The organism is Mycobacterium sp. (assembly GCF_025933915.1).
Classification (GTDB): domain Bacteria; phylum Actinomycetota; class Actinomycetes; order Mycobacteriales; family Mycobacteriaceae; genus Mycobacterium.
In genome coordinates this window covers 12,757-38,193 of the sequence record NZ_JAICZA010000022.1, presented here as the reverse complement: position 1 = coordinate 38,193, position 25,437 = coordinate 12,757, and the positions used below count along the sequence as shown (strand labels likewise).

26 protein-coding genes are annotated in these 25,437 nt (G+C 69.7%); 13 read left to right on the top strand and 13 right to left on the bottom strand.

Annotation, left to right across the window (positions count from 1 at the left end; translation table 11 throughout):
• Nucleotides 1-2 precede the first annotated feature (2 nt).
• Together Q0W90_RS05710 and rsrA are read left to right on the top strand one after the other, a co-directional pair.
• The gene (locus Q0W90_RS05710; RefSeq protein ID WP_297600077.1) at nucleotides 3-665 is read left to right on the top strand and encodes a sigma-70 family RNA polymerase sigma factor; all 663 of its coding nucleotides are present in this window, start codon (nucleotides 3-5) and stop codon (nucleotides 663-665) included.
• On the top strand, nucleotides 662-976 hold the full coding sequence (gene rsrA / locus Q0W90_RS05705; RefSeq protein ID WP_297600045.1) for a mycothiol system anti-sigma-R factor: 315 nt from the start codon (nucleotides 662-664) through the stop codon (nucleotides 974-976). Before Q0W90_RS05710 ends, rsrA begins: the two co-directional genes overlap by 4 nt.
• Before the next feature lie 6 nt (nucleotides 977-982).
• On the opposite strand, the gene Q0W90_RS05700 is transcribed toward rsrA, so the two are convergent.
• Nucleotides 983-1,129 carry a hypothetical protein gene (locus Q0W90_RS05700; protein WP_297600091.1) on the bottom strand — a complete coding sequence of 49 codons (147 nt, stop codon included), beginning with the start codon at nucleotides 1,127-1,129 and terminating at the stop codon, nucleotides 983-985.
• A gap of 193 nt (nucleotides 1,130-1,322) precedes the next feature.
• Between Q0W90_RS05700 and Q0W90_RS05695 the strand changes: the two genes are divergently transcribed.
• Nucleotides 1,323-1,538 carry a biotin/lipoyl-binding carrier protein gene (locus tag Q0W90_RS05695; RefSeq protein WP_297600075.1) on the top strand — a complete coding sequence of 72 codons (216 nt, stop codon included), beginning with the start codon at nucleotides 1,323-1,325 and terminating at the stop codon, nucleotides 1,536-1,538.
• 49 nt (nucleotides 1,539-1,587) lie between these two features.
• Nucleotides 1,588-3,087: a sensor histidine kinase gene (locus Q0W90_RS05690; RefSeq protein WP_297600042.1), complete on the top strand. Its 1,500-nt coding sequence runs from the start codon at nucleotides 1,588-1,590 to the stop codon at nucleotides 3,085-3,087.
• Nucleotides 3,088-3,203: 116 nt separating this feature from the next.
• Here Q0W90_RS05690 and whiB1 read toward each other — a convergent pair whose 3' ends face one another.
• Both whiB1 and Q0W90_RS05680 read right to left on the bottom strand, forming a co-directional pair.
• Entirely contained in the window at nucleotides 3,204-3,458 is a 255-nt protein-coding gene (whiB1, locus tag Q0W90_RS05685) for a transcriptional regulator WhiB1 (protein ID WP_066962223.1), read from the bottom strand.
• 280 nt (nucleotides 3,459-3,738) lie between these two features.
• Nucleotides 3,739-4,704: a diacylglycerol kinase family protein gene (locus Q0W90_RS05680; protein WP_297598913.1), complete on the bottom strand. Its 966-nt coding sequence runs from the start codon at nucleotides 4,702-4,704 to the stop codon at nucleotides 3,739-3,741.
• Between the two features lie 57 nt (nucleotides 4,705-4,761).
• On the opposite strand from Q0W90_RS05680, the gene Q0W90_RS05675 reads away from it, so the two are divergent.
• The gene (locus Q0W90_RS05675) at nucleotides 4,762-5,193 is read left to right on the top strand and encodes a hypothetical protein (protein WP_297598915.1); all 432 of its coding nucleotides are present in this window, start codon (nucleotides 4,762-4,764) and stop codon (nucleotides 5,191-5,193) included.
• Here Q0W90_RS05675 and Q0W90_RS05670 read toward each other — a convergent pair.
• Genes Q0W90_RS05670 through Q0W90_RS05660 form a run of 3 tightly spaced genes read right to left on the bottom strand, consistent with a single transcriptional unit; the run spans nucleotide 5,145 to nucleotide 7,326 of the window.
• Nucleotides 5,145-5,627: a GNAT family N-acetyltransferase gene (locus tag Q0W90_RS05670; RefSeq protein ID WP_297598917.1), complete on the bottom strand. Its 483-nt coding sequence runs from the start codon at nucleotides 5,625-5,627 to the stop codon at nucleotides 5,145-5,147. The genes Q0W90_RS05675 and Q0W90_RS05670 overlap by 49 nt on opposite strands.
• The gene (locus Q0W90_RS05665) at nucleotides 5,624-6,718 is read right to left on the bottom strand and encodes an isochorismate synthase (protein ID WP_297773543.1); all 1,095 of its coding nucleotides are present in this window, start codon (nucleotides 6,716-6,718) and stop codon (nucleotides 5,624-5,626) included. Before Q0W90_RS05665 ends, Q0W90_RS05670 begins: the two co-directional genes overlap by 4 nt.
• Complete coding sequence (locus Q0W90_RS05660; protein WP_297598920.1) at nucleotides 6,715-7,326, bottom strand: acid phosphatase; 612 nt, start codon at nucleotides 7,324-7,326, stop codon at nucleotides 6,715-6,717. Before Q0W90_RS05660 ends, Q0W90_RS05665 begins: the two co-directional genes overlap by 4 nt.
• A 112-nt stretch (nucleotides 7,327-7,438) precedes the next feature.
• Between Q0W90_RS05660 and Q0W90_RS05655 the strand changes: the two genes are divergently transcribed.
• Nucleotides 7,439-8,239, top strand: a complete 801-nt coding sequence (locus Q0W90_RS05655) for an AAA family ATPase (protein ID WP_297598921.1) — start codon at nucleotides 7,439-7,441, stop codon at nucleotides 8,237-8,239.
• 19 nt (nucleotides 8,240-8,258) lie between these two features.
• On the opposite strand, the gene Q0W90_RS05650 is transcribed toward Q0W90_RS05655, so the two are convergent.
• Complete coding sequence (locus tag Q0W90_RS05650; RefSeq protein ID WP_297598923.1) at nucleotides 8,259-9,485, bottom strand: hypothetical protein; 1,227 nt, start codon at nucleotides 9,483-9,485, stop codon at nucleotides 8,259-8,261.
• 16 nt (nucleotides 9,486-9,501) lie between these two features.
• Nucleotides 9,502-11,040 (bottom strand): DEAD/DEAH box helicase, encoded by a 1,539-nt coding sequence (locus tag Q0W90_RS05645; protein ID WP_297598925.1) that lies wholly within the window; start codon nucleotides 11,038-11,040, stop codon nucleotides 9,502-9,504.
• A 278-nt stretch (nucleotides 11,041-11,318) separates the two neighbouring features.
• Between Q0W90_RS05645 and Q0W90_RS05640 the strand changes: the two genes are divergently transcribed.
• Nucleotides 11,319-12,014: a ferritin-like fold-containing protein gene (locus Q0W90_RS05640; protein WP_297598927.1), complete on the top strand. Its 696-nt coding sequence runs from the start codon at nucleotides 11,319-11,321 to the stop codon at nucleotides 12,012-12,014.
• A 58-nt stretch (nucleotides 12,015-12,072) separates the two neighbouring features.
• On the opposite strand, the gene Q0W90_RS05635 is transcribed toward Q0W90_RS05640, so the two are convergent.
• Nucleotides 12,073-12,783 carry an MmpS family transport accessory protein gene (locus Q0W90_RS05635; RefSeq protein WP_297598929.1) on the bottom strand — a complete coding sequence of 237 codons (711 nt, stop codon included), beginning with the start codon at nucleotides 12,781-12,783 and terminating at the stop codon, nucleotides 12,073-12,075.
• Between the two features lie 217 nt (nucleotides 12,784-13,000).
• Here Q0W90_RS05635 and Q0W90_RS05630 point away from each other — a divergent pair, with 217 nt between their 5' ends.
• Entirely contained in the window at nucleotides 13,001-13,261 is a 261-nt protein-coding gene (locus tag Q0W90_RS05630) for a DUF3107 domain-containing protein (RefSeq protein ID WP_297598932.1), read from the top strand.
• Here the strand turns inward: Q0W90_RS05630 and Q0W90_RS05625 are convergent.
• Nucleotides 13,258-13,944 carry a TetR/AcrR family transcriptional regulator gene (locus tag Q0W90_RS05625; protein WP_297598934.1) on the bottom strand — a complete coding sequence of 229 codons (687 nt, stop codon included), beginning with the start codon at nucleotides 13,942-13,944 and terminating at the stop codon, nucleotides 13,258-13,260. The genes Q0W90_RS05630 and Q0W90_RS05625 overlap by 4 nt on opposite strands.
• A gap of 198 nt (nucleotides 13,945-14,142) precedes the next feature.
• On the opposite strand from Q0W90_RS05625, the gene Q0W90_RS05620 reads away from it, so the two are divergent.
• The 3 genes from Q0W90_RS05620 (at nucleotide 14,143) to Q0W90_RS05610 (ending at nucleotide 17,458) form a co-directional block, all read left to right on the top strand.
• Entirely contained in the window at nucleotides 14,143-15,171 is a 1,029-nt protein-coding gene (locus tag Q0W90_RS05620) for a DUF3152 domain-containing protein (protein WP_297598936.1), read from the top strand.
• 82 nt (nucleotides 15,172-15,253) lie between these two features.
• Nucleotides 15,254-16,441 (top strand): adenylyltransferase/sulfurtransferase MoeZ, encoded by a 1,188-nt coding sequence (gene moeZ, locus Q0W90_RS05615; RefSeq protein WP_297598949.1) that lies wholly within the window; start codon nucleotides 15,254-15,256, stop codon nucleotides 16,439-16,441.
• A gap of 162 nt (nucleotides 16,442-16,603) precedes the next feature.
• Nucleotides 16,604-17,458, top strand: coding sequence for a TIGR02569 family protein (locus Q0W90_RS05610; protein ID WP_297598939.1), 855 nt, complete (start codon nucleotides 16,604-16,606; stop codon nucleotides 17,456-17,458).
• Here Q0W90_RS05610 and Q0W90_RS05605 read toward each other — a convergent pair.
• From Q0W90_RS05605 to Q0W90_RS05595, 3 genes are read right to left on the bottom strand one after another with little or no spacing between them, the layout of a single operon-like run.
• Entirely contained in the window at nucleotides 17,455-17,778 is a 324-nt protein-coding gene (locus Q0W90_RS05605) for an MGMT family protein (RefSeq protein WP_297598941.1), read from the bottom strand. The genes Q0W90_RS05610 and Q0W90_RS05605 overlap by 4 nt on opposite strands.
• Nucleotides 17,779-17,780: 2 nt before the next feature.
• Entirely contained in the window at nucleotides 17,781-18,566 is a 786-nt protein-coding gene (locus Q0W90_RS05600; protein WP_297598943.1) for an alpha/beta hydrolase, read from the bottom strand.
• A gap of 45 nt (nucleotides 18,567-18,611) precedes the next feature.
• The gene (locus Q0W90_RS05595; protein ID WP_297773538.1) at nucleotides 18,612-18,815 is read right to left on the bottom strand and encodes a hypothetical protein; all 204 of its coding nucleotides are present in this window, start codon (nucleotides 18,813-18,815) and stop codon (nucleotides 18,612-18,614) included.
• Between the two features lie 120 nt (nucleotides 18,816-18,935).
• Here Q0W90_RS05595 and Q0W90_RS05590 point away from each other — a divergent pair, with 120 nt between their 5' ends.
• The gene (locus Q0W90_RS05590) at nucleotides 18,936-22,076 is read left to right on the top strand and encodes an ATP-dependent DNA helicase (RefSeq protein WP_297773536.1); all 3,141 of its coding nucleotides are present in this window, start codon (nucleotides 18,936-18,938) and stop codon (nucleotides 22,074-22,076) included.
• On the top strand, nucleotides 22,073-25,429 hold the full coding sequence (locus Q0W90_RS05585; RefSeq protein WP_297773533.1) for an ATP-dependent DNA helicase: 3,357 nt from the start codon (nucleotides 22,073-22,075) through the stop codon (nucleotides 25,427-25,429). The genes Q0W90_RS05590 and Q0W90_RS05585 overlap by 4 nt, the downstream gene beginning before the upstream one ends.
• Nucleotides 25,430-25,437: the final 8 nt, after the last annotated feature.

Sequence of the window (25,437 nt, the reverse complement as noted above, 5' to 3'; positions counted from 1 at the left end):
AAATGGCCGACTCTCTAGATGGCCGAGATGGCGCGGCAGGACCGGAGATCACCGAACCCGCGACGCCCGAAGAGACGGACGCGGAATTGACGGCGCGGTTCGAGCGCGACGCGATCCCGCTGCTGGACCAGCTTTATGGCGGTGCGCTGCGCATGACGCGGAATCCCGCCGATGCCGAAGATTTGCTGCAAGAGACGATGGTGAAGGCCTACGCGGGCTTTCGCTCGTTTAGGGCCGGCACCAATCTCAAGGCGTGGCTGTACCGGATCTTGACCAACACCTACATCAACAGCTACCGCAAGAAGCAGCGCCAGCCGGCGGAATACCCGACCGAGGAAATCACCGACTGGCAGTTGGCCGCTAACGCCGAGCATTCCTCCACCGGGTTGCGTTCGGCCGAGGTCGAGGCGCTGGAGTCGCTGCCGGACTCCGAGATCAAAGAAGCGCTGCAAGCTTTGCCGGAAGACTTCCGAATGGCGGTCTATTACGCCGACGTCGAGGGATTTCCGTACAAGGAAATCGCCGAGATCATGGATACGCCGATCGGAACGGTAATGTCACGGCTGCACCGCGGTCGACGGCAGCTGCGTGGCCTGTTGGCCGACGTTGCCAAGGAGCGCGGCTTCAACCGCGGTCGGCAGACGCACGAGGAGGTGTCGTCATGAGCGAGTTCCCCGGCCAGGGCGGTGCTTCTCCGGATGCCTGCCCCAACGACGAGTCCCACGGCAGCGTCGGCTGCGCTGAGGTCATCCGCCAGGTCTGGCTGCTGCTCGACGGTGAATGCGGCCCGGACACCCGCGAGCAACTGCGCCAGCATCTCGAGGCGTGCCCCGGTTGCTTCAAGCATTACGGGCTCGAAGAGCGGATCAAGGCATTGATCGCCACCAAGTGCAAGGGTGAGATGGCCCCGGAGGGCCTGCGCGAGCGGCTACGCCTTGAGATCCGGCGCACCACCATCATCCGGGGTATTCAGTAGCGTCCCTCAGGCGTTGGGCCGCTTGCCGTGGTTGGCCTTGCTGTGCTTGCGGTCGCGCTTCTTGCGGCCTCGTTTGGCCATGGGTGAAACCTCCGTTGATTGCTTGTCAAACCAGGCGCCCAGCGCCGGTTGGCTTGCCGTCCAGTCTCTCATGAGACGGGTTCCGCCGTGTCTTCACCCTGGTGCAGCCCGCGCGGGGCCCGTCGGGGGCCGTGCGCGGCGGGCCCTGTGGTTCGATGTAGGCGAGCCTGATAGAACGTTGATTGACCAACAACCAGCGATGAATCAGCAACCAGCGATGAATCAGCAGCCAGCCTGCGCAGAGGCCGAAACGAGTGGGGTGAAGATGGCCGAGGATGTGCGCGCCGAGATCGTGGCCAGCGTGCTCGAAGTCGTTGTGAACGAGGGTGACCAGATCGGCAAAGGCGACATCGTGGTGCTGTTGGAGTCGATGAAGATGGAGATCCCCGTCCTTGCGGAGGTCGGCGGCACCGTCAGCAAGGTGAGCGTGTCGGTGGGCGACGTCATTCAGGCCGGCGACCTCATCGCGGTGATCACCTAGCCCGTCAGGCCCCTTCGACCAACCGCCGGGAACGCCCGGGGAGTGAGCGATGTCAACTCTCGGTGATCTGCTCGCCGAACACACCATGCTGCCGGGCAACGCGGTTGACCATCTGCATGCGGTGGTCGGGGAGTGGCAGCTGCTGGCCGATCTTTCGTTCGCCGACTATCTGATGTGGGTGCGTCGCGACGACGGCGTGCTGGTGTGCGTGGCGCAATGCCGCCCGAATACGGCGCCCACGGTGCTACAGACCGACGCGGTGGGCAGTGCCGTTTCCTCCGAGGCGTTGGCGCTCGTCGCCGAGACCTTCGCATCGGGCATCGCCAAGCGGAATAACGTTGCGGGCCAACAAAATCCGTGGTTGCCCGGCACCCACGTCGAGGCGTCCCCGGTGCGGTACGGCGGCCAGGTGGTGGCCGTGCTCACGCATCATCAGACCGCGGTGGCCGCCGACCGCGCGTCCGGTCAGCTGGAGATCGCCTACCGACAGTGCGCCGGCGACCTTGTCCACATGCTCGCGGACGGCAGTTTTCCCGACGCGGGGGACGTGGTGATGTCCCGTTCCACCCCCCGCGTCGGCGACGGCTTCATCCGCCTCGACGTCAAAGGTGTCGTCGCCTACGCCAGCCCCAACGCGCTCTCGGCCTACCACCGCATGGGTTTGACCGCCGATCTGGAGGGTCACAATCTCATCGAGGTCACGCGGCCGCTGATCTCGGATCCGTTCGAGGCGCAGGAAGTCGCCGAGCATGTGCGGGATCTGGTGGCCGGCGGGCGCAGCATGCGCATGGAGGTCGACGCCGGGGGAGCCACCGTGTTGCTGCGCACGTTGCCGTTGGTGGTCGACGGCGCCAGCGCCGGCGCGGCGGTGCTGATCCGCGACGTGACGGAGGTGAAGCGCCGCGACCGGGCGCTGATATCCAAGGACGCCACCATCCGCGAAATCCACCACCGGGTGAAGAACAACCTGCAGACCGTCGCGGCTCTGTTGCGCCTGCAGGCCCGCCGCACGGCCAACGCGGAGGGACGGGAGGCCCTCATCGAGTCGGTGCGCCGGGTGTCGTCGATCGCGTTGGTCCACGACGCGCTGTCGATGTCGGTGGACGAGCAGGTCAATCTCGACGAGGTCATCGACCGGATCCTGCCGATCATGAACGACGTGGCCTCGGTGGACCGCCCGATCCGCATCAACCGGGTCGGAGATCTGGGCGTGCTGGACTCTGACCGGGCCACGGCCCTGATCATGGTGATCACCGAACTGGTGCAAAACGCGATCGAGCACGCCTTTGACCCAGCGGTCGAGGAGGGTTCGGTGACGATACGCGCCGAGCGTTCCGCGCGCTGGCTCGACGTCGTGGTGCACGACGACGGCCGCGGGCTGCCGGAAGGATTCAGCCTCGAGACCTCCGACAGCCTCGGCCTGCAGATCGTGCGGACCCTGGTGTCCGCGGAGCTGGACGGCACCCTGGGCATGCGTCAGGCGACCGCCCGCGGGACCGATGTGGTGCTGCGCGTCCCGATCGGTCGACGGACCCGAATGCTGTTGTAGGCGAGGTGTCTACGCCTCCACGCACCCGTGCGGCCCGTGCGCCAGCCGGGCCGCGCCTCCACGCAAGAGTGCGGCCCCGACAATCGTCGAGGCCGCACCGTTCTGCGTTATCCGGGTTAAACCCCGCTGCGGGCTTTCGTCCGGGCGTTGCGGCGCTTCAGCGCACGCCGTTCGTCTTCGCTCATGCCGCCCCAGACGCCCGAATCCTGGCCCGTGTTCAGGGCCCAAGAGAGGCACTCTGTGGTTACCGAACACCGATTACAGACCAGTTTCGCGTCAGCGATCTGCGCGAGCGCCGGACCGCTGTTCCCCACCGGGAAGAACAGCTCCGGGTCTTCGTCACGACAGACCGCCTTGTGGCGCCAATCCATACGTCTTTACTCCTTAGTGAGTGCGCAGCAAGGCGCACGGCTATTTTCTTCGGCTGTTAAACGCGTGCAGAAGAAAAGGGGCCGCACCCCTACGTAATTTCTGCATGCAACCTTTTGATCGTTTCACAGGCTCAACAGATGTCAATAGTGTGAGTTCGCTCGTGGGCTATCTCACTTTGATCATCTCGTCGTCAAGCCCTCACTCCGTTGTACTACACTCACGGACCACTTCCGGTGTCGATATTTGTCGCCCCCGCCACAGGGGACGTGCTACCGCAGGTCAGTGGCGTTTTTGCTGAGGAGGGGCGGCCACCGCCAGCGCGTCCGGGACCGCCTTGAACGTCATGGTTTCGCGCACGCCGAGGTAATCCCCGTCGAACTGGCACGCGACGGCACCCCCGGCCGAGGTAACTCGCACGCACGGCAGGTCGTCCTCGGTGACGAGGTTCTTGAAGTCGAACGTGGGCCGTTTTGCGAACATCTGCCGGACGATCCGCAGCGTGGGGACCAACTTCATATTGGTAGGCGCGAACACCCCCAGCCCCGACTCGAAGCTGCAGCCGGGGTTGGTCCACACCGGCCGCTGGTTGGCGAACGTCCACGGGCTGGAGTTCGACACGAACGCGAAGCTCACCCCTGTGATGGGTTCGCGGCCGGGAAGTTCGAGCGTCAGCATCGGTTCGCGGCGGGTGTAGGCCCACACGGCCGGTACCGCAGCGCGGATGTAGCGCCACGCGGTGACCTTGCCGCCCTTGTTCCGTTCGGCCTCCACCGCGGCCACCACCTCGGCGTCGACGCCCATGCCGGTGTTGAACACGGCCCACCGCTCGCCGCAGTCGATCAGGCCGATCCGCCGCCACGTGCCGTGCCGCTGGTGGTCGTCGAGCAACTGGATGAGCTGGTTGGTGGCCGCGACCGGATCCGGCGAGATGCCCAGCGATCGCGCCAGCACGTTCGCGGAACCGCCGGGTACCACGGCGACCGCCGGCACCGGGCCGCTCGGAAGCGTTCCGGGGCAGCCGAGCAGACCGTTGACGACCCCGCTCACCGTGCCGTCGCCGCCATGCACGACCACCAAATCGACGCCGTCGGCGACGGCCTTCTGCGCGAGTTCGCTGCCGTGCCCGCGGTGGTCGGTGTGCTCGACACTGAGCTGCAGCCGGCTTTTGAGGGCGTGGGCCAGCAGATCGCGACCGGCCGGGGTGGTGGAGGTGGCTGTGGGGTTGACGATCAGCACGGCCCGCATGAAGCACGAGCTTATGCGGTGCCGGGAAACAGCGGCCGTCCTGACTACGCTGGCGCTGTGACACCGCCAGCCGCCCCGACCGCCGTCCGCCGTGCCGGCGTCATCGTCGCGGCGCAGGGGGTGGCCGCGCTGGTGGTGGCGACGGTCCTGGTGGTGCGCGTGATCGCCGGGGCCGACCAGCACGTGGCCAACGGTCTGGCCACGGCGGGCTGGTTCGTTCTCGTCGGCCTCGGGGTGATCGCCGCGGGGCGTGCGCTGTTTCTCGGCAAGCGTTGGGGTCGCGGGCTGGCCGTGATCACCCAGCTGCTCCTGTTGCCAGTGACGTGGTACCTCGCGGTGGGATCACACCAGCCCGGCTTCGGGATCCCGGCGGGCGTCGTCGCGGTGATCGTGTTGGGGTTGCTGTTCAGCCCCGCCGCGGTGCGCTGGGCCGCCGGTGGTCAGGACGACTCCGCCAGCCCCGCCAACCGCGGTCCCGACAACCGATAGGTGGTCCATTCGTTCTGCGGTTGCCCGCCGACGCCGTCGTAGAGCGTAATGGCGTCGGCGTTCCAGTTCAGCACCGCCCAGGACAACCGCGTGTAGCCCTGTCGCACGCATTCGCCCGCCAGCGCCGCCAGCAGCGCCCGGGCCAGCCCGCGCCGGCGAAACCCCGGGCGCACGAACAGGTCTTCCAGATAGATGCCCCCCACGCCGTCCCAGGTGGAGAAGTTGACGAACCACAATGCCATCGCCGCGACCTCGTCGTCCACTTCCACCACGTGCCCATACACCGTCGGCCGCTCACCGAAAAGCGCTGCGGAGATTTGTGTTTCGGTGACCGTGCACTGATCGGCGGCGTGCTCGAATTCGGCTAAGGCGTGGATCATTTCGGTGATCGCAGCGACGTCGCGCGGCGTGGCACGACGGATGTCCGTGGTCATCGTTCAACTTCCAGGGCGTTGAGTATGGTGGCGAATTTCGTTGTGGTTTCGGCGACTTCCTCGTCGGGATCGGATTCGGCGACGATACCGCCGCCGGCCCGCGCCAGCGCGCTGCGCCGGTCCGCCGACAGCTGCGCGCAGCGCAGCGACACCACCCAGTGGCCGTCGCCGCGGGCGTCGCACCAGCCCGTCGCCCCCGCGTAGAACCCGCGGTCGCCTTCCAGCTCGGCGATGAGCTCGACCGCGGCCTTGGTCGGAACCCCTCCGACGGCCGGGGTCGGGTGTAACACCAAAGCCAAATCGATTGCGGTCGTTGAGGTATCGCGCAGCCGGCCGCTGATCGGCGTGCACAGGTGCCAGACCGCCGCGGTGCGGTTCAGTTGCGGCTCGGGGGCGATCGACAGGTTTTCGCACAGCGGTTCCAGGGCGGTCCTGATGGTCTCGATAACCAGCTGATGTTCGTGACGGTTCTTGGCCGAGGAGGCCAGCGCGGCGCCGTTGGCGGCGTCGGCTTCCGGGTCGGCGGCACGGGGGGCCGACCCGGCATACGGCCGGCACTCGACACGGTCGCCGCTGCGCGCAACCAGAAGTTCGGGGCTGGCGCCCACCAGCGCCACACCCGCGTAGTCGTCGCCGGCGGCGGTCAGGTCGACGAGATAGCCGTAGGCCGCGGGATCCGCCGCGACGAGCCGACGCAGGACGGTGCGCGCGTCTATCGGGCCGTCGGCCACCAGCTGCAGGGCGCGGGACAACACCACCTTGTGCAGCGGGTTGTCCGCGGCGAGCTGATCGAGGGCGCGGCGGATCCGGTCGCGGTAGTCACCCGGCGGCGGGAGGGCCGCAGCCACCCGCACCGACGGCAGCGCGCCAATCGGCCAATCCGGCAGCCCATCGGTGACGTTCACGGTTTGCGGTGTCAGCAAGGCGGCCGGCCCCCCGGCATCAAAAGGCAACGCGCCCACAACAATCCGCGCTTCCTTCGACCGCAACGCCGCCTGCGCCGCGTCCACGTCGTCGTAGCGCCGCAACACCCCGTCGGTGACCAGGGTTTGGGTCGGTCCGCACAGCACGAACGGCGGTTCGGCGCTCACCCGGGTTTTATCGCCTGTGGCTGGCTGGTCAATCCGAGCGCGGCGAGCTGTCGCACACCATGCTCGAAACCGCACACGGCGATGGAGCCGGCCAGCATCCAGAAGCGGCTGCCCTCGACGAGCGGTAGCTCCACCCAGCGCGTGATGACCGAACGGGAGAAGTGGCTGTGCCCGACGAACACCACGTCGCGCGAGCTCATCTGGTCTAACGCGTATGCGACGGCACGATCGGCGCGGTCGCTGGCTTGCTCCACGCTCTCGCCACCAGGGCAGCCGTGCGTCCAGACCAACCAATCGGGAACCGATTCGTGGATCTGGGCGGTCGTCAACCCTTCGTAGGATCCGTAATCCCATTCGGCGAGCAGGGGAGAGACCTCGTCGACGGCGAGCCCGGCCAACTTGGCTGTGGTCAGGGCGCGGATGCGTGGGCTGCTGATCACCAACGGCTCAGCGAGGTTCAGTTCGCGCAGAACGCGACCGGCGAGCTCGGCCTGGACGCGGCCGGTGTCGGTGAGCTCGAGGTCGGTCCGGCTCGTGTGCTGGCCCGACTTCGACCATTCGGTCTCGCCGTGGCGCAGCAGCACCAAACGGTGGTTGTGTAAGCCCATACCGAGTGATTCTGCCGGACGACATGCTGTGGCCGCTGGGCCCAAGCGCATGGCGGACGAACATGCCAGGATGGCACTGTGAACGCGCGGCGATGCGGAGGGGCGGGCGCTGGTGAGTAGGACCCGGGTATTGGCGGTGGCCAACCAGAAGGGTGGCGTCGCCAAGACGACCACGGTTGCCTCGCTGGGTGCGGCGATGGTGGAGGAGAACAAGCGGGTGCTGCTGGTCGACCTCGACCCGCAGGGCTGCCTGACCTTCTCGCTGGGCCAAGACCCCGACAAACTCCCGGCGTCCGTGCACGAGGTGTTGCTCGGAGAGGTTGAGCCGAACGCCGCGCTGGTCGAGACGGCGGAGGGAATGACGCTGCTGCCGGCCAACATTGACCTGGCGGGCGCCGAGGCGATGCTGCTGATGCGGGCCGGCCGCGAATACGCGCTCAAGCGCGCGCTGGCCAAACTCGCCGATCGCTTCGACGTGGTGATCATCGACTGCCCGCCGTCGCTGGGTGTGCTGACTCTCAACGGGCTGACGGCCGCCGACGAGGTCATCGTGCCCCTGCAGTGCGAGACACTCGCGCATCGCGGTGTCGGCCAGTTCCTGCGCACGGTCGCCGATGTCCAGCAGATCACCAACCCGGAGCTGCGCCTGCTCGGCGCCCTGCCGACGCTGTACGACTCCCGCACCACCCACACCCGCGACGTGTTGCTCGACGTCGCCGACCGCTACAGCCTGCCGGTGCTGGCCCCGCCGATTCCGCGTACGGTGCGTTTCGCCGAGGCCAGCGCCTCGGGTTCGTCGGTGATGGCGGGCCGCAAGAACAAGGGCGCGTCGGCCTACGGCGAGCTGGCGGCGGCGTTGCTCAAGCACTGGAAGAGCGGAAAGCCGCTGCCGACGTTCGCCGTCGAGGTCTAGCTCGGCGCTCCCTGCGCGCTCAGCCCAACGCGACCACGCTGTCGCCGCGCTGCTCGAATACCCGCGACCCCGACACGGCCGGGATCACCGCCGTCCCGGGCGCCGGGCGGCTCGCCGTCCGGTCCACCGGAATGTAGCGCTCACCGGCGCCGCTGACCGGGTCGTAGACGCCGATCGCACCGGTGACCGGCACCAGCAGCCGGCCCGCCATCATCACGCCCGGCCCCAGCGGCGCGGTCTTGTCGCCCGCGGCGATGGTGTAGCGCAGCGCCAGCGTGTTCACGTCGAACACCATCAGCGAATCGCCGGTCCACCAGGTCATCAGGCTGCCCGCATGCGAGACCGCCGCCGAGCGTGACGGCGGCTTCGGCAGCAGGGTGCTCGCCACGGTGGCGCCCGTTTCGTCGATCACGTCAACCCGAGGCGTCGGCGCCGGTAGGTACACGGCGGTGGTGTTGTCCCGGACGGCGAGCACCCGGGCGCCCGAATCCGGCGCGACCCCCGGTTCGGCCACGATGTGTTGCTGGGGTTCGTCGTCGTCCTTGCCCGGCCGGAGCAGCACCAGCCGCAGGTCGGCCTGGTTCGCGCAGCTCTCCAGCACCGAGACCGCCGAGGAGCTGGCCGCGGCCGAGCTCAGCTTGCAGCCCGAGTGCAGCCCGCGCGCCGATGGTTTCACCCGAGCGTCGGTCTCGCCGTAGGTCAGCATCCGGACCATGTCGGAGCGCCACAGCTCCAGGCGGGTGTCACCGACCGACAACACCGTCATGCCATCGGAGGAAAGCCGCACCCGCGGGTCGGCGTAGCCGCTGCGGGCCGGCCCGCGGCGACCGGTGGAGCCGTCCAGCGTGCTCACCTGACCGCAGCCGCGGTCGTCCCGATAGACCCCGACGGCATAGCGGTAGAGCCAGGAGACGCCGCAGAGGTCGGTGTCGCGGGCATAGCTCCAGCGGGACTGGCCGGTGCCGGGATCGCGCCCGTCGATCCGGCGGTCCGCACCGGTGACGACCACCCCGCCCACCACTACCGGCTCGGTGGTGGCCGGGCTGGCCGCGGTCCATAGCTGCTTCAGGCCGGCCGGCACCTGCCGGGCCGGGCTCGGGTTGGGTGCCGGAGCTGCGGCAGGCCGGCTGATGGTTGCCCGGGCGTCGCTGGTCCACCAGATCAGGGCCGTCGCGGCGGCGACGACGACCGCGATGGCCGCGGCGGCCATGATGTCGCGCTTGGTCCGGCGCTCAGGTCTGACCATGCGTGGGCGCGGGGCGTTAGTTGCTCTGCGCGGTGGGGGCGGCGCCGGCTTCCGCCGGCTTGCGACGCCTACGGCGGCGACGGCTGGAGCCGGCGTTTCCCGGGGCAGAGCCGGCGGGTGTTTCCGTGGCGGCCTCACCGTTGGAGCTCGCGGCGCCGTTGCCTGACGGGTGACCGCTGACGGGCTGGCCGCCGCGGGTGCGTCGTCGCGTCCCGGACCGGCGCTCGGTCTTCTCCGATTTCTGGCCCGGCTTCTGGGTTGCGCGCTCGCCGCTGCGGCGCTGGCCCTGCGGTTTGCGGGCCGCACCCACCGTGCCCCCGGCCTCGGCGGGGATGCCCAGCTCGTCGTGCAGGTGCGGCGAATTGGAGTAGGTCTCGACGGGCTCGGGGCAGTCCAGCCCCAGCGCCTTGTCGATCATCGCCCAGCGGGGCAGCTCGTCCCAGTCCACCAGGGTGACCGCGACCCCGGTCTTGCCGGCGCGGCCGGTGCGGCCGATGCGGTGCACGTACGCCTGCTCGTCCTCGGGGATCTGGTAGTTGATGACGTGGGTGACGTCGTCGATGTCGATGCCGCGCGCGGCCACATCGGTGGCGACCAGCACGTCGATCTCGCCGGTGCGAAAAGCCTTGAGCGCCTTCTCGCGTGCCACCTGTCCGAGGTCGCCGTGCACGGCGCCCACCGCGAAACCACGTTCGGCCAACTCGTCGGCGACCTTCTGTGCGGTGCGCTTGGTGCGAGTGAAGACCATCGTGGCGCCGCGGCCATCGGCCTGCAGGATCCGGCTCACCAGCTCAACCTTGTCCAGCGCGTGGGCGCGGTAGGAGTACTGGACCGTCGTGTCGTGGGTGGCCGCCGAGTGCGGCGCCTCGGCGCGGATGTGGGTGGGCTGGTTCATGAACGTGCGGGCCAGAGTGATGATCGGGTCCGGCATGGTCGCCGAGAACAGCATCGACTGCCGGTCGACGGGGATTTGGCGCAGGATGCGCTCGATGTCAGGCAAAAAGCCCAGATCGAGCATCTCGTCGGCCTCGTCGAGCACCAGCACCGACAGACCACCGAGCTGCAGGTGGCCCTGCTGGCTCAGGTCGAGCAGCCGGCCCGGGGTGCCCACCACGACGTCGGCGCCGGCGCGCAGCGCCTCGATCTGGGTCTCGTAGGGGCGGCCGCCATAGATGGGGACCACCGAGAGCCGTCGGTCCTCGTCGGCGGTCAGGTGCTTGGCCGCCTGCGCCAGGTCGTCGGTGACCTGCAGGCACAGCTCGCGGGTGGGCACCACGATCAGGGCTCGCGGTGTGCCGTTGAGGGGCCGCGCCGCGGTGCCCGCCGTGATGCGCTGCAGCAGCGGCACTCCGAAGGCGAGGGTCTTGCCCATGCCGGTGCGGGCCTGGCCGATGAGGTCGTCGCCGGCGAGCGCCATCGGCAGGGTCAGTTCCTGGATGGCAAACGGGCTTTCGATCCCTTTTTCGGCGAGTGCGCGGACGATTTCGTCGCGGACGCCGAGTTGAGCAAATGTTGGTGGGGGGGTCGGTTCAGTTGTGCTTGTCAGTGTGGTCATGCGTGGGTAGGTAGCCTCTCGGGACGTATCGGATTGTGTCGGTGTTTCTCTGTCGCGGTCACGCGCGCACGAGTTCCGACTCCGAATACGTCGCCGAGTCGCGGGCTACGGCTCAGTCTGGGTGGTCCCAGGCCGGGCGGGCCAGCTGTGCACGCACATTTCGCCGATAGCGGCAAGGGGAAGAACGTTGGCACAAATACAGCCGCTATCTAGCTACATGATAGCTGGTCGAGCGCTGGCACCCATTTTGCGCCACGTCAGCCGACTACAGTGTTGCCATGACCCGGCCCTCGTATACCGACCAAGTGGACGATCCGGCTGCCCCCCGACTGTCGGCCGATCACCCGGGCGTCAACGAGTTGTTCGCAGTCTTGGCCTACGGCGAGATCGCCGCGTTCTACCGGCTCACCGACGAGGCGCGGATGGCCCCCGACCTGCGCGGACGCATATCGATGGCGAGCATGGCCGCCGCCGAGATGCAGCACTACGAGCAGCTGCGCGACGCGCTGGAAAGCCGCGGCGTCGACGTGGTGTCGGCGATGTCGAAATACGTGTCGGCGTTGGAGAACTACCACCGGCTCACGATGCCCAGTACGTGGCTGGAAGCCTTGGTGAAGACCTATGTCGGTGACGCCCTGGCCGCCGATTTGTACCTGGAGATCGCCGACGGGCTGCCCGACGAGGTGGCCGATGTGGTGCGGTCGGCGCTGGCGGAGACCGCCCACTCGCAGTTCGTCGTCGCCGAGGTGCGCGCCGCCGTCACGTCCAGCGGCAAACAGCGCAGCCGGCTGGCGCTGTGGTCACGTCGCCTGTTCGGCGAGGCGATCACTCAGGCCCAGTACTTGCTGGCCGACCACGACGAGCTCGTCGACCTGGTGATGTCGGGCGCCGGCGGACTGGGCCAGCTCAGCGCGTTCTTCGACCGGTTGCAGCAGACGCACGACCGGCGCATGCACGAATTGGGCCTGAGCTGAGGTTCGCCGTGATCGCAAGCGCGGCGTAGCCGGGCGCGGCGGGTCACGGCCATCGGGCTCAGCGTGAGCAGGTCGCCATGTTCGAGGGGCTGGCCGACGCCATGATGCGCTGACCGGCGGCGTTGAAGACCGAGCAGGTGAGCTGGCCGTAGAAGCTGGTCGCGATCACAGATTCGGTCTGCACACCGGGATTGAGGACCACCACCTTGGACCACGGCAGCGACACGTTGAACTCGCTCTGGGGGACGCCCCGCGCGTCGGTGTAGACCACGTTCACCAGGTCCAGCAGCTGCTTCGTCCCGCCCACGCTATAGACGACGGTGCGTGGGTTCAGCGCGGCCATCGGCGGCGCGGGAGCGAGAGGCGGTGCGGCCGTGGGTGTTTGGGCCGCCGGGGTGCTGGGCGCGGCGCTCGGCGTGGTGACCGTCGTGACGGTCTCGGGCGGCAACTGGGCCAGGCTAGTGGGGCTGGTCGGGGCTGATGCCTTCGTCGTCGCGGGCGCCGAGGTCACCGGGTGGGGAGCCGGCGCTCCCAGCGTCGCCTTGGTTGATGCGCTGTCACCGCTGTTGATGATGACGGCGGTGGCGATCGCACCGATGGCCACCACCGCGCCGAGAATCGCCGTGACGGGTCGCCAGCGCGAATCGGCCGGCCAGCCCGTCCAGTTGTAGTCGGCGTGCAGGTAGGGGTCGGTGTCGCAGGCGTCGTCACCGTCGTCGTCCGGGTAGTTCCGGATCCTGTCGTCGAGGTGCGGCAGTGTGGTACCCATGGGGCCGAAGTTAGCCATGAGAAAGCACGGATCGGGTATCGCGCGGGTGTGTGAGACAACCTGCAAGCGAATCGTTATCGGCGCGCGACCGAAAGTTTCGCTGACCGCGAAGTGTGGGACGCGACGAGGTGGGGGTCAGCCGCGTCCACTAGCCTGCTGCTGACAGGGCTGGGACTTATGCCCGCGGAAGACTTCGTTACCTACGGAAGGGGTGACCGTGGAGGTCAAGATCGGGATCACGGATAGTCCGCGCGAGCTGGTCCTCGCCAGCGACCAGACGCCCGCCGAGGTCGAAGAACTGGTCAGCGCCGCGCTCAGCGAAGGGTCGGGGCTGCTGCGATTGAGCGACGAGCGGGGCCGTCGCTTCCTGATCCACACCACCAAGATCGCCTACGTCGAGATCGGCGTCGCCGACGCGCGCCGGGTCGGCTTCGGCATCGGCGCTGATGCCGGGAAACACGCCGGTAAGGGACGCTAAGAGCGGGTCAGCGGCACGTGTGACAGTCCGCCCCAGGCGAACTGGACGGTGCCATCGACGGCGTCCGCCTTGGAGATCGGGCGGTCGGAGTCGAGCCAGTACCTGGCGCAGTCGACGCTCATGCCGACCAGCCCGACGGCGATCATCCGCGCACGATGCGGATCCAGCCCGGAATCCTCGCTGATCAACGCGAATACCGCGTCGATGCACGATTCGGTGGCGACGCGCACCTGGGCGGCCACCTCGGGTTCGGTGACGTAGTCGTTCTCGAAGATCAGCCGGTAACCCTGGCTGTCGTGCTCGATGAAATCGAAAAATGCCTGCACCGCGGCGTGCAACCGGCGGCGGTTGTCCTTGGTGGCGCTCAGCGCGTGCTGAACGCCTGAGACCAGGTTTTCCACGTGCCGCGCCAGCACCGCGAGATAGAGCTCGAGCTTGCTCGTAAAGTGTTGGTATAGAACGGGTTTACTGACCCCAGCCCGATCGGCGATCTCGTCCATGCCGGCCGCGTGGTAGCCGCGGTCGACGAAGACGTCGCTGGCGACGATGAGCAACTGGCCGCGGCGCTCATCGCGGGGTAACCGGTTGCCCCGCCGGTTGGAAGCCGTGGCGCCGTCCGCCGGCCGGCCGCGGTCAGCCGATCTGCCGGCACGCCGTGCCGGCATCTTGGCGAGTTCGCTCATCGAGTCCTCATCTGATCGTCAACGGCCGACCGTCGGTTCACCGGGGCCAGCCGCTCGCAGCTCGTTGGAAAGACCTTACTACTCAACGGGTTGGTCCTCCGGTCATCGCCGTCGTCGCCGCTGGCAGAAGCGGTGTCGGGCGGGGGCTTCGGGCGCGCCACGGGTGGCGCGGGTGGCCCGCTGTGTAATCCTGGGAAAATGACGTCGCAGCAGCCCCCGCGCGGCGCCGGTCGCGTGCCGGTGCTGCGCGACGAGTGGCACGAACCGCTGCGGGCGCTGCGCGACCCCCTGGCCGCCCCGGAAGCCGGGCGCGTCCGGGCCGACCGTGAGCGGCAGCGACGGTGGCGCAAACAAACCTGGCTGGGGCGGTTCGTCTCCACCTACGGCTGGCGGGCGTACGCGCTGCCCGTCCTGGCGGTGCTTACCGTCGTGGTCATGTATCAGACGGTGACCGGCGCCGGCGCATCGAAGCCGACGGCGAGTCAGCCCATCGAGAGCCCGCCCGCGATCGGTGCGGTGGGCACCACGATCATCGACGCCCCACCGCGCGGGCTCGCCGCGTTCGACGCCAACCTGCCGGCCGGGACGCTGCCGGACGGTGGCCCGTTCACCGAGGCGGGCGACAAGACGTGGCACGTGGTGCCGGGCATGACGCCGCAGATCGGTCAGGGCACCGCCAAGGTGTTCCGGTACACCGTCGAGGTGGAGAACGGCATCGATCCGACGATGTTCGGCGGCGACGAAGCATTCGCTCAGATGGTCGACCAGACGCTGGCCAATCCGAAGGGCTGGACGCACAACCCGCAGTTCGCATTCGTCCGGATCGATAACGGCAAACCCGACTTTCGGATCTCGCTGGTGTCGCCGGTGACGGTGCGGGAAGGGTGCGGCTACGAATTCCGGCTGGAAACGTCGTGCTACAACCCGGTATTCGGCGCCCACCGCGAGGCGCGGGTCTTCATCAACGAGGCGCGCTGGGTGCGCGGTGCCGTGCCGTTCGAAGGTGACATCGGTTCGTATCGGCAGTACGTGATCAACCACGAGGTCGGCCACGCCATCGGATACCTGCACCACGAGGCGTGCGAACAGCAGGGCGCGTTGGCGCCGGTGATGATGCAGCAGACGTTCTCCACGTCGAACAACGACGCCGCCCAATTCGATCCCGACGTCGTCAGGGCCGACGGAAAGACCTGCCGCTTCAATCCCTGGCCCTACCCGATCGCGTAGCCCGGATCGCCCGATCGGATCGGCCTTCGTTGCCGTCGCCCCGGCGGGCTGCTGTGATGGATTGAGAAGCCGAACCGAGGAGATGTTTTCCGTGTCGTCGTTGCCGCCCCTGGTGGCACCCGCAGACCACCTGACCGCCGACGAGGTGGCCCGCTACAGCCGTCACCTGATCATTCCCGGGCTGGGGGTCGAGGGGCAGAAGCGGCTCAAGAACGCCCGGGTGCTGGTGATCGGTGCCGGCGGGCTGGGGGCGCCGACCCTGCTCTACCTGGCCGCGGCGGGCGTGGGCACGATCGGCATCGTCGAATTCGACGTGGTGGAGGAGTCCAACCTGCACCGCCAGATCATTCACGGCGTGGCCGACGTCGGGCGGCCCAAGGCCGTTTCGGCGCGTGAGTCGATGGCCGCGATCAACCCACTGGTCGACGTGCGCCTGCACGAGTTGCGCCTGGACTCGACCAACGCCGTCGAATTGTTCGGCTCCTACGACCTGATCGTGGACGGCACCGACAACTTCGCCACCCGGTATCTGATCAACGACGCGGCGGTCCTGGCGAAAAGGCCGTACGTGTGGGGGTCCATCTATCAATTCGAGGGGCAGATCTCGGTGTGCTGGGAGGACGCACCGGACGGGCGCGGCCTCAATTACCGCGATCTCTACCCGGAGCCGCCGCCGCCCGGCACCGTTCCGTCGTGCGCCGAAGGCGGCGTGCTGGGCATCGTCTGCGCCTCCGTCGCTTCGGTGATGAGCACCGAGGCGATCAAACTCATCACCGGCATCGGCGAATCGCTGTTGGGCCGGTTGATGATCTACGACGCGCTGCAGATGACCTACCGCACCATCGCGATTCGCCGGGATCCCTCCGACGCGTCGAGGCCGACGATCACCGAGCTCGTCGACTATGAGCAGTTGTGCGGCGTGGTGTCGGAGCCCGCGGCCGGCGATGCCTCGGCCATCAGCCCGCGGGAGTTGCGCGAGCTGCTGGATTCCGGCAAGGAGCTGGCCCTGATCGACGTCCGCGAGCCCGTGGAGTTCGATATCGTGCACATCGATGGGGCGCAGCTGATCCCGCAGTCGTCGATCAACTCCGGTGAGGGTCTGGCAAAGCTGCCGCGGGACCGCATGCCGGTGCTGTATTGCAAAACGGGCGTGCGCTCGGCGCAGGTGTTGGCGGTGCTGAAGAAGGCCGGCTTCGCGGATGCGGTGCATCTGGAGGGCGGAATTGTGGCCTGGGCGCAGCAGATGCAGCCGGACATGGTCCTGTACTGACCCGACACGCTTACTGGTCCGGCGGCGACCCGCCGCGGTGCCGTCTGGCGGCGACCCGCCGCCAGGCTTGCGGTCGCCGCTGAATGGGTCTGGCGGCGACCCGCCGCGCCCGGCTGCGCCGCGCTTGCGGTCGCCGCTGTTGTACTCGTTTAGAGTACCGGTGTGACAGTCGAGCCACCGCCGGACCACGTGCTGTCGGCGTTCGGCTTGGCCGGCGTCAAACCCGTTTATCTCGGCGCCAGCTGGGAGGGCGGCTGGCGATGCGGCGAAGTCGTCCTGTCGCTGGTGGCCGACAACGCCCGCGCGGCCTGGTCCGCCCGGGTGCGCGAGACGTTGTTCGTCGACGGCGTTCGGCTGGCGCGTCCGGTCCGTTCCACCGACGGGCGATACGTCGTTTCCGGGTGGCGGGCAGACACCTTCGTCGCCGGGACGCCGGAACCCCGCCACGACGAGGTCGTCTCGGCGGCGGTGCGCCTGCACGAGGCGACGGGCAAACTGGACCGTCCCCGCTTTCTGACCCAGGGGCCCACGGCGCCCTGGGGTGACGTCGACATCTTCATCGCCGCCGACCGTGCGGCGTGGGAGGAACGGCCGCTGGCCCCGGTGCCGCCCGGCGCGCGGGTGGCCCCCGCGAGCGCGGACGCCGAGCGATCGGTGGAGCTGCTCAACCAGCTCGCCACGTTGCGCAAGCCGACCAAGAGCCCCAACCAGCTGGTCCACGGGGATCTTTACGGCACAGTGCTTTTCGTGGGTACCGCCGCGCCGGGCATCACCGACATCACCCCGTACTGGCGGCCCGCATCGTGGGCGGCCGGCGTCGTCGTCATCGACGCGTTGTCCTGGGGGGAGGCTGACGACGGACTCATCGAGCGGTGGAACGCCCTGCCGGAATGGCCACAGATGTTGTTGCGGGCGTTGATGTTTCGTCTGGCGGTCCACGCGCTGCACCCGCGGTCCACCGCCGAGGCGTTCCCCGGCCTGGCCCGCACCGCGGCGCTCGTCCGGTTGGTGCTCTAGCTCCGCCGCGTGGCGCCCCCGGCCGGGAATTCGTAACGAACCTCGCCCAGCGCGACTCGGCCGTCGTCGGCAAGGACGCCTTCGGCGCGCAGCAGCTCCAGCTGCCGGGTCCTCAGATGTCGCGCCGGGCGCCCGGAGGCGGTGATCACGCGGTGCCACGGCAGGTCCGAGGAATCGGTCCGCATGATCCAGCCGACGACGCGCGGGCTGGAAAGTCCTGCGACGGAGGCGATGTCGCCGTAGGTGGCTACCCTGCCGGGCGGGATGGCGGCGACCAGCGCACGCACCCGCTCCACCTGATCGTCGGTCACCGGCGCCACGGTCAGCGGGCTTCCAGTAGCTCGCGGGCCAACGCGGCGACTTCCTCGGGCTTGGCGTAGGGCACCATGTGGTTGCAGTCGAAATCCAGCAGCCGGAAACACGACCCCAGCCGCTCCCGAAGTCCCGCGACGAGTTCGTCGCTGACATAGGGCGGCGATGTCCGCTTGGCGCGCACCAGGATCGTCGCCGTTTTCGCCGGGGGCAGCACGGCGTCGCGGGCCAGCTCGCTCCAGTACGACATCATCGCCGGCAGGCTGATGCGCCAGCCGTAACGCCCGGTGGGCAGCGTGATCAGATGCTCGTCGAGCTCGGCGTCCAGCAGCGCGGGCTCGACATCCGACCACGAGCCGTGCACCTTTTCCATGCGCGCTTCCTCGGCGTCCGGATAGTCGGGCGAGGACAACATCGCCTCGGCGATGTCGCGCATCCACGCGCCGTCCAACCCGATCGCCGGATCCAGCAGCAGCAGCCCCGCCACCTGGTTCGGGCGCACCGCGGCCAGGTGCATGGCCAGGCCAGCGCCAAACGAGTGGCCGACCACCACCACCGGCGTGTCGGCCTGGTCGTCGAGCAGGGCGGCCAGCGCCGAGATGTTGGCGTCGATGGTCCACGGCGCCGCCCACGACGACCGGCCGTGCCCGAGCAGATCCGGTGCGGCCAGGCCAATCTCGGGCAGCAGGCCGGACAGCTGCTGCCAGCGCTGTCCGTGGCCGGTCAACCCGTGCAGCGCTAAGATCCGCACCGGACCGGACGGACCGTAGCGGTGCACGTACAACTCAGCGGTCACCCGTCGATGGTGCCAGCTGTCACGATCGCGGGTCGCGGGCGGCCCTCAGCGGCCGTCGTCCCGATCGTCCTCCGCGGAGACGACATAGGCCTGCTCGATCACATCGGCTTCGTCGGCTTCCCGATCGCCGGCGCTCACGTAATCGATGTCCAGGCCGGCCTCGTCGTCGGAATCGGCGGGCCGCAGTTGCTCCACCGCGTCGCCTTCGGGCGCCTCGTCGATGGGCAAGCCTTGTTGGTCGTCCGTCATGATCTAACCCTCCTTCCATTCGTCGAGACCATTGTTCGCGCTGCTCCGACATCCAGGGTAAGGGTCGGGGTCGGTGCTGGCCCGGGCCGACTTGTCACACCCTGGTGATTGCATGCAGCCATGGCATACACCTGGGAGGCCGGCGCGAGCGCCCTGCTGGCGCCCGGTGCGCGCGGGGTCGTTCGCGTGCTCGGTGGCCCCGGCACCGGGAAGAGCAGCCTGCTGATCGACGCCGCGGTCGCCCAGCTTGACGCCGGCATGAGTCCGGAATCGGTTCTGTTGCTTACCGGTTCCGGTCGGCTCGGGATGGCCGAGCGCAGCGCGTTGACGACGGCGCTGCTGCGATCGCGATCCGCCGGCCCGGGCCGGGTCGCCGTCAGCGAACCGTTGGTGCGAACGGTGCACGGGTACGCCTACGCGGTCTTGCGGCGCGCCGCCGAGCGTGCCGGCGATGCGCCCCCGCGGTTGGTGACCAGTGCCGAACAGGACGCCATCATCCGGGAACTGCTGGCCGGGGATCTTGATGACGGGCCCTGCTCGGCGACGGCATGGCCCGCGCAGCTGCGGCCGGCGCTGAGCACCGCGGGGTTCGCCACCGAACTGCGAAACCTGTTGGCCCGCTGCGCCGAGCGCGGTGTCGACCCGCAGGAATTGGAGCGGCTGGGTCGTCGTTGCCGCCGGCCGGAATGGACGGCCGCTGGGCAATTCGCGCGCCAGTACGAGCAGGTGATGTTGCTGCGTGCGGCGGTCGGCATGGCCGCGCCGGAGGCGACGGCCCCCGCCCTGGGCGCCGCCGAATTGGTGGGCGCGGCGCTGGAGGCTTTCGCCGTCGATCCCGAGCTGCTGGCGGGCGAACGGGCCCGGATCCGGGTTTTGCTGGTCGACGACGCCCAACAGCTCGACCCGCAGGCGGCCCGCCTGGTTCGCGTGCTCGCGGCGGGCGCCGACCTGGCGCTGGTCGCCGGGGACCCGAATCAGGCGGTGTTCGGCTTCCGGGGCGGCGAACCCGCCGGGCTGCTCAACGGTGATGCCCCGGCGGTGACGTTGACGACGTCGCATCGCTGCGCTCCCGCGGTGGCCCGCGCCGTCAGCGGCATCGCCGGCCGGTTGCCGGGCGGCAGCCCAGGCCGCCGGATCGACGGCGCCGGGGCGGGGGAGGGGTCCGTCACGGTGCGGCTCGCCTCGTCGGCGCACGCCGAGGCGGCGACGATCGCCGACGCGCTGCGACGCGCGCACCTGGTCGACGGCGTGCCCTGGTCACAGATGGCGGTCGTCGTCCGGTCGGTGCCGCGGGCCGGCGCGCGATTGCCGCGTGCGCTGGCGGCCGCCGGGGTGCCGGTAGCGGCGGCCGCCGCCACCGGGCCGCTGTCCGAGGAGCCGGCGGTGCGCGCGCTGCTGACCGTGCTGCTGGCCGCCGCAGACGGGCTGGACGGGCGGCAGGCGCTGGCGCTACTGACCGGTCCCATCGGTCGCGTCGACCCGGTTTCGCTGCGCCAGCTGCGCCGAAAGCTGCAGCGCGCCAACCCCGATCGCCCGCCGGGTGATTTCGCAGAGCTGTTGGTCGAGGCGCTGTCCGGTGCCGCGCCGCCGCCGCCGGGTCCGCAGTTTCGTTCGTTGCGCAAGGTCCGTGCGGTGCTGGACGCGGCCGCGCGCTGTCACCGCGGCGGTCAAGACCCGCGCTACACGCTGTGGGCCGCCTGGCACCGGTCCGGGCTGCAGCGCCGCTGGCTGTCGGTCAGTGAGCGCGGTGGCCCTCCCGCCGCCCAGGCCAGCCGGGACCTCGAGTCGGTGACCGCACTGTTCGACATCACCGACGACTACGTGTCGCGCACCTCGGGTGCGTCGTTGCGCGGGCTGGTCGAACACATCGCCGCGCTGCAGCTGCCGAGCGCCAACCCCGAGCCGGTGGCCGCGGCCGAGCAGGTCAGGGTGCTCAGTGCGCATGCCGCGCTGGGACATGAATGGGATTTCGTGGTCCTCGCCGGATTGCAGGATGGGTTGTGGCCCAACACCGTTCCGCGGGGCGGTGTGCTCGGCACCCAGCGGCTGCTCGACGAGCTGGACGGGGTCACCGCGGACGCCTCGCTGCGGGCGCCGCTGGTGGCCGAGGAGCGCAGGTTACTGGTGGCGGCGATGGGCCGCGCCCGGCGGCGGTTGCTGGTGACGGCCGTGGACAGCGACGCCGGCGGGGCGGACCACGCGGCCACGTTGCCATCGACATTCTTCTTCGACATCGCGCAGTGGGCCGATGCGGACGTCGAAAATGCTCCGCTGCAGCCCGTTTCGGCGCCGCGAGTGCTGTCGGCGGCCGCGCTGGTGGGCCGGCTGCGCGCCGTGGCGTGCGCGTCTGACGGTGCGGTGGATGAGCTCGCCCGCGATTGCGCGGCAACGCAATTGGCCCGGTTGGCCAAAGCCGGGGTGCCCGGCGCCGACCCGGCCGGTTGGCACGGCCTGACCCCGGTCAGCACCGGCGAACCGCTGCGGGCAGGCGGCGACGTCGTCACGCTGACCCCGTCGACCATGCAGACACTGGCCGACTGCCCGCTGCGCTGGCTTGCCGAACGGCACGGCGGAACCAACCCGCGCGATCTGCGCTCAACCCTCGGTTCGGTGGTGCACGCACTGATCGCCGAACCGCACCGAAGCGACGCGGAACTGCTGGCCGAGCTGGAGCGGGCCTGGAAGCACCTGCCCTTTGTCGCGCAATGGCATTCGGACAACGAGCTGGCCCGCCACCGCGCGATGCTCGAGGCGTTCATCGAGTGGCGAGCGCGGACCCGGGGCGCGCTGACCGAGGCCGGCGTCGAGGTCGAGATCGACGGAACGCTGGAAACCGGGGACGGGGGGCAGGTTCGGTTGCGCGGCCGGGTGGACCGGCTGGAGCGCGATGCCGCCGGCCGGCTGGTGATCGTCGACGTCAAAACCGGCAGGTCCCCGGTCAGCAAGGACGACGCCCAACAACACGCCCAGCTGGCGATGTATCAGCTGGCCGTGGCCGAAGGCCTGGTGGCCGCTGCGGGCGACACGCTGGAACCCGGTGGCGCGCGGCTGGTTTACGTCGGCAAGACCGGGGCGGCGGGAGCGGTCGAACGGGAACAGGACCCGCTGACAGCGGGCGCCGGCGACGAATGGCGAGAGGTCATCCGGCGAGCGGCGGACGCGACGGCCGGCCCGCAGTTCGTCGCGCGGCGCAACGACGGTTGCACGCACTGCCCCATCCGGCCGTGCTGCCCGGCGCACACCGACGGGTCGGCCCGATGAACGCGCGCTACAGCCCGAACGAATTGGCCTGCACCCTGGGGCTTTTCCCGCCCACCGAGGAGCAGTCCGCGGTCATCGCCGCGCCGCCGGGGCCGCTGGTCGTCATCGCGGGGGCCGGTGCCGGTAAGACCGAGACCATGGCCGCACGGGTGGTGTGGCTGATCGCCAACGGCTACGCCGACCCCTCCCAGGTGCTCGGATTGACGTTCACCCGCAAGGCTGCCGGCCAGCTGCTGCGCCGGGTCCGGTCCCGGCTGGCCCGCTTGGCCGGCGTCGGCCTGGGCGGCACCGGCCCCGTCGGCGGCGCGGCCGCCGAGCCCGAAGGCGCCCCGGTGATCAGCACCTACCACGCGTTCGCGGGCTCGCTGCTGCGTGACTACGGCCTGTTGCTGCCCGTCGAACCCGACACCCGGTTGCTCAGCGAAACCGAGTTGTGGCAACTGGCTTTCGACGTGGTGAACGGGTACCGCGGCGAGCTGCACACCGACAAGAACCCGGCCGCCGTCACCTCCATGGTGCTGCGGCTGTGGGGGCAGCTGGCCGAACACCTCGTCGACACCGGGCAGTTGCGCGATACCCACGTGGAGCTGGAGCGGCTCGTCCATGCCCTGCCCGCGGGCCCCTATCAGCGGGAGCGCGGCCCCAGCCAATGGCTGCTGCGGCTGCTGGGCACCCAGACCGAGCGTGCGGAGCTGGTGCCCCTGCTGGATGCGCTCAACGAACGCATGCACGCCGCGAAGGTGATGGATTTCGGGATGCAGATGGCGTCCGCGGCGCGGCTGGCGGCGGGTTTTCCGCAGGTCGGCGAGGACCTGCGCGGCCGCTACCGGGTGGTGCTGCTCGACGAGTACCAGGACACCGGGCACGCCCAGCGCATCGCGCTGTCGGCCCTGTTCGGCGGTGGGGTCGACGACGGGCTGGCGCTGACGGCCGTCGGCGATCCCATCCAGTCCATCTACGGCTGGCGCGGGGCCTCGGCGACCAACCTGCCTCGCTTCACCACCGACTTCCCGCGGTCCGACGGCACGCCCGCGCCGGTCCTGGAATTGCGGACCAGCTGGCGCAATCCGCCGCGGGCCCTGCGGGTGGCCAACGCCGTATCCGCCGAGGCGCGTCGGCGATCGGTGGCCGTGCACGCGCTGCGCCCCCGTCCGGACGCCCCGCCCGGCAGCGTGCGCTGTGCATTGCTGCCCGACGTGGTGGCCGAACGCGAGTGGATCGCCCGCCACCTCGCCACCCACTACCAACGGGCCCGGGCGGACGGCGTCAGCCCCCCGACGGCCGCGGTCCTGGTGCGCCGCAACGCCGACGCCGCGCCCATCGCCGATGCGCTGCGCGCCCGCGGAGTCCCCGTCGAGGTCGTCGGGCTGGCCGGCCTGCTGTCGGTCCCCGAGGTCGCCGAGGTCGTGGCCATGCTGCGGTTGGTCGCCGATCCGGCGGCCGGTGCGGCGGCGATGCGGGTGCTCACCGGTGCACGCTGGCGCCTCGGCGCCCGCGACATCGCCGCGCTGTGGCAGCGTGCGCGTGTGCTCGGCGGGGCCGTGGCCGCCGGCGCGCCGACCTCGGCCGTGTCGATCGCGAGCGCCGCCGACCCCGCCCGTGTCGACGCCGACACCGTGTGCCTGGCCGATGCGATCGCCGATCCGGGTCCGGCCGGCTCGTATTCGGCTGCGGGGTATCAGCGCATCACCGCGCTGGCCGCCGAACTGGCCGTCCTGCGCGCGCACCTCGGCCATCCCCTTGCGGAGCTGGTGGCCGAGGTGCGACGCGTGCTGGGCGTCGATTGCGAAGTCCGCGCCGCGGCGGGGGTGGAAGCGGGCTGGGCCGGCACCGAGCATCTGGACGCGTTCGCGGACGTCGTCGCCGGTTACGCCGAACGCGCTGACGGCGCGACCACGCCGCTGGACGCGTCGGCGACCACCTCGGTGGCCGGCCTGCTGGCGTTTCTGGATGTCGCCGAGACGATCGAGAACGGTTTGGCGCCGGCCCCATTGGCCGTCGCACACGACCGCGTTCAAGTGCTCACCGTGCACTCCGCGAAGGGGCTGGAATGGCAGGTGGTGGCGGTCGCGCACCTGTCGGGCGGGACGTTTCCGTCGACGGCGTCCAAGAGCACCTGGCTCACCGACGCCGCGGAGCTGCCACCACTGCTCCGCGGCGACCGCGCCGCCGCGGGCGCGCTGGGCATCCCGGTGCTCGACACCTCGGACGTCACCAACCGAAAGCAACTGTCGGACAAGATCTCCGAGCATCGCCGCCAGCTCGACCAGCGCCGCGTCGATGAGGAGCGCCGATTGCTGTACGTCGCCATCACCCGCGCCGAGGACACCCTGCTGGTCTCCGGGCACCACTGGGGAGCCACCGGGATCAAACCGCGTGGCCCGTCGGATTTCCTGGTGGAGATCAAGGACGTCATCGACGGCTCGAGCGCGGCCGGCGACCCCTGCGGGACCGTGGAGCACTGGGCGCCGACACCCGCCGACGGCGAACGAAACCCGCTACGCGACAACGTTGTCGAAGCGGTGTGGCCCGCCGACCCGCTGGCGGTGCGGCGCCGCGATGTCGAGCGCGGCGCGGTGCTCGTGAGCCAGGCGCTGGCGGCTGAGCCCGGCGCGCCGTGCGCCGACATCGACGGCTGGGCCGCCGACGTCGACGCGTTACTGGCCGAACGTGCGCGGTCGACCGAGCTACCGACCGGGGAGCTGCCCGGCCAGCTGTCGGTCAGCTCCCTGGTCGGCCTGGCGCGCGACCCGGCGGGTGCGGCGCAGCGATTGAGGCATCGGCTGCCGTCGCGGCCGGATCCGCATGCGTTGCTGGGCAATGTTTTTCACGCCTGGGTCCAGAAATTCTATGGCGCCGAATGCCTGTTTGATCTCGCTGATTTGCCCGGGGCGGCGGACTCCGACGTCGGCGACACCGCCGAATTGGCCGCGCTGCAGGCCTCCTTCGCCGAATCGCCCTGGGCCGCAAGAACTCCCGTCGCCGTCGAGGTGCCGTTCGAGATGCCGATCGGTGACACCCTGGTCCGCGGCCGCATCGACGCGGTGTTCGTCGATCCCGACGGCGGCGCCACCGTGGTGGACTGGAAGACCGGTGAACCGCCGCACGGCCCGGAGGCGCTGCGCCAGGCCGCCGTCCAGCTCGCGGTGTACCGCATGGCCTGGGCGGCGTTGGCCGGGGTCCCGGAATCTACGGTGCGCACCGCCTTCTACTACGTGCGCGCCCGCACCACGGTGGTCCCCGATGAATTGCCGAGCGCCGCCGAGGTCGCCGGGTTGCTGATCGATCCCGGCGGCGCCCCGGGTGACCCGCGCCGCCCAAGTATTGGGGAGGCTGTGCCCGTGGTTACATAAGACGCGTG